The following is a 3,245-nucleotide window of genomic DNA, read 5'->3' as shown; positions in this document are numbered from 1 at the left end:
CCAGCGTGCCGCCGCGAGGTTCACCGCATGCCGAAGCGCGCCGCCGATGCCCGCGCCGAAGAAGACGATCAAGAAATTGCTCATGTCTTCAGGTCACTCGCCGTTTCGCTCTCGGCGCAGCCTCGCCCACCAGTCGAGCCGTTTCTTGATGTCGCGCTCGAAGCCGCGATCGACCGGCTCGTAAAAGGTCTGCGCGCCGAGTTTCTCCGGCCAGTAATCCTGGCCCGAGAAAGCATCCGGCTCGTCATGGTCGTAGCGATAGGTCGCTCCGTAGCCGATGTTCTTCATCAGTTTCGTCGGCGCGTTGAGGATGGTCTTCGGCGGCATCAAGGAGCCATGCTCCTTGGCCGCCTGGGATGCTGCCTTGAAGGCCGTGTAGACCGCGTTCGATTTCGGCGCGGTGGCGAGATAGACGGCGACCTGCGCCAAAGCGAGTTCGCCCTCGGGCGAGCCCAAGAAGTCGTAAGCGTCCTTCGCGGCATTGGCGATGACGAGGGCCTGCGGATCGGCGAGCCCGATATCCTCGACTGCCATGCGGACGAGCCGGCGCGCAATGAACAGGCGATCCTCGCCGGCATCGAGCATGCGCGCGAGGTAATACAGGGCGGCATCGGGATCCGAGCCGCGCACGGTCTTATGGAGGGCGGAGATGAGGTTGTAGTGCCCCTCCTGCCCCTTGTCGTAGATCGGCGCACGGCGCTGAATGATGTCCTGGAGCTGGCTTGCGTCAAACACCTCGTCCGGCTTCGCGGAGCGCCAGACTTCCTCGGCCAGCGTCAGCACCGCACGGCCGTCGCCATCCGCCATGCGTACCAGCGAGGCCCGCGCCTCGTCATCGAGCGGGAGCTTTTTTCCCGTGACTTCCTCTGCCCTTAGCAGAATATCCTGAATCGCTTTCTCATCGAGCGATTTGAAGATGAGAACGCGCGCCCGCGACAGAAGCGCGGCGTTGAGTTCGAAGGACGGGTTCTCGGTCGTGGCGCCGACGAGCGTGATCGTCCCGTCTTCCATGACCGGCAGAAACGCGTCGAGCTGGGCCCGGTTGAAGCGGTGGATCTCGTCGACGAAGAGCAGCGTTCCCTGCCCAGTCGAGCGCCGGAAGCGCGCCGCTTCGAAGACCTTCTTGAGGTCGGCGACGCCCGAGAAGATCGCTGAGATCTGCTCGAAATAGAGATCCGTATCGCGCGCCAGCAAGCGCCCGACAGTCGTCTTGCCTGTCCCCGGCGGTCCCCAGAAGATCAGGGACCCCAGCGAGCCGGAGGCGATCAGGCGGGACAGGATCCCGTCGGGCCCGACCATATGGTCCTGGCCCACGACCTCCGAGAGCGTCTGCGGACGAAGCCGATCGGCGAGCGGGCGCGGTGCGCCCTTGTCCATGCCGGCCGAGGTGAAGAGATCACTCATGGGGATCGTTCGCGGTCGACCGGCCGCCTAGCCGCCGAGCGTCGTGGTGAACACCCGGCCCTTCCGATTGATCGYGATCTCCCAATAGCGTTCTCCGCGCTGCAGCAGCCGCTCCACGTCCTTGGTCTCGGAGATCTTCTGATCGTTGATCGCGAGGATCAGATCACCCTTTTGGAAACCGACCCGTGCGGCAACGCCGGTCTCGTCCAAATCTGACACGACGACCCCGTCCTGCGAAATATCGATCTGAAGCTCGTCCGCGACGGCGGGCGACACGTTCATCAACGTCGCCCCGGTCAAGGGCGAGCGGGTCTTCACGCGAACCGGATTGCGTGGCCGGGTTTCAGGCGGGGGCACCAGCTTGACGTCGAGCACCGTCTCCTTGCCGCCGCGCAAAACCGTGATCGGCGTCTGCCCGTCCACGCCCTTCAGGGTAAACCGATAGCCGAACGCATCGGGACTATCGATGTTCTGCCCATCGACGGCGACGATCACGTCACCGCGCTTGATCCCGGCTTCGGCAGCCGGTCCCTTGTCGTAGACGGAGGCGACGAGAACGCCGGTCGGCCTGTCGAGGCCAAGGCTTGTGCCGATTTCGCCGTCGACCGCCTGAAGCTGTGCACCGAGCCACGGGCGGCGGACCGTCCGGGATCCGAGGCGGGCTGAATCGATGACGGCCTTGACCATGCGGGCCGGGATGGCGAAGCCGATGCCGATATTGCCGCCGGACCGCGAAAAGATCGCGGTGTTGATGCCCACGAGGCGACCGTTCATGTCGATCAGCGCACCACCGGAATTGCCCGGATTGATGGCGGCGTCGGTCTGGATGAAGAACTGATAATCCGAAATGCCGACCTGGGTTCGCGCCAAGGCCGAGACGATGCCCTGGGTGACCGTCTGCCCGACGCCGAACGGATTGCCCACGGCGAGCACCAGATCTCCGACCTGGAGGGCATCGGAATCGCCGAGCGGCAGAACCTTGAGATCCGACGGCGCTTTGAGCTTCAGCACCGCGAGATCGGTGCGTGAATCGCGCAGCACGATCTGGGCCTCGTACTCGCGCCTGTCGGCGAGTGCCACTTTCACAYCGGTCATGTTCTCGATGACGTGGTTGTTGGTCACGACGAGGCCGCTCGCGTCGACAATCACACCGGAGCCGAGCGAACTCTGCTGGCGGCCCGGAGGCACGCCCTGCCCGCCGCCTTCGCCGAAGAACCGCCGGAAGAACTCTTCCATGTAGGCGTTCTGCGGCCGCTTCTCTGAGCGCGTGGCGTAGACGTTGACGACAGCCGGAGCGGTTTCCTTCACGATGGGCGCAAAGGAGAGCTGCACCTGCACCTTGCTTTCAGGCGCGGTGCGGGTCTGGGCGGTCGCCGATGTCAGGGCCGCAAGGCCGAGGGCAAGCGCAAGGGGAAGGGTTGTCAAAGGAAGGCGAAACGAGTGGGCGAGCATCACGAATCCATACCAATCTGACGTCTTGGATAAAGCGGCTTTGGCCAAAGGGCAAAGCCTCAGCCAGGGAGCCGACCCCGTCGTCCAGAGAGACAAACAAAAAGGGCGGCCTGAAGGCCGCCCTGAAACCCGGATTGGATCCGAAATCTTACTCGGCCGCCTCGGCCGTTTCGCCGATCTGCACCGGGCCGGAATCCTGGCCGCGGGCATCGACGTCGCGATCGACGAACTCGATCACGGCCATCGCCGCGTTGTCGCCGTAGCGGAAGCCGGCCTTGAGGACACGGGTATATCCACCCGAACGTTCCTTGTAGCGCGGACCGAGGACGTCGAAGAGCTTCTTCACCATCGCCACGTCGCGCATTTGCGCCATGGCCAGACGGCGGGAA

At 64.3% G+C, this 3,245-nt stretch carries 3 protein-coding genes; all 3 read right to left on the bottom strand.

Annotation, left to right across the window (positions count from 1 at the left end; translation table 11 throughout):
- Positions 1-93: 93 nt before the first annotated feature.
- A complete protein-coding gene (locus AC1DT3_RS16105) occupies positions 94-1,404 on the bottom strand; it encodes a replication-associated recombination protein A (RefSeq protein ID WP_477466254.1) in 1,311 nt (436 codons plus the stop codon).
- 27 nt (positions 1,405-1,431) lie between these two features.
- Positions 1,432-2,856, bottom strand: coding sequence for a DegQ family serine endoprotease (locus AC1DT3_RS16100; RefSeq protein ID WP_477466253.1), 1,425 nt, complete (start codon positions 2,854-2,856; stop codon positions 1,432-1,434).
- A gap of 148 nt (positions 2,857-3,004) precedes the next feature.
- Positions 3,005-3,245 (bottom strand): 50S ribosomal protein L17 (gene rplQ / locus AC1DT3_RS16095; RefSeq protein WP_477466252.1); only part of this gene is annotated, 241 nt, incomplete at its 5' end.

The organism is Microvirga sp. P4_G7 (genome assembly GCF_056401005.1).
This window is presented reverse-complemented; position numbering and strand designations above follow the sequence as displayed.

What these genes read in the sequence shown, in the direction of transcription:
- AC1DT3_RS16105 (WP_477466254.1), bottom strand. Translation starts at nt 1,404, where the DNA reads ATGAGTGATCTCTTCACCTCGGCCGGCATGGACAAGGGCGCACCGCGC.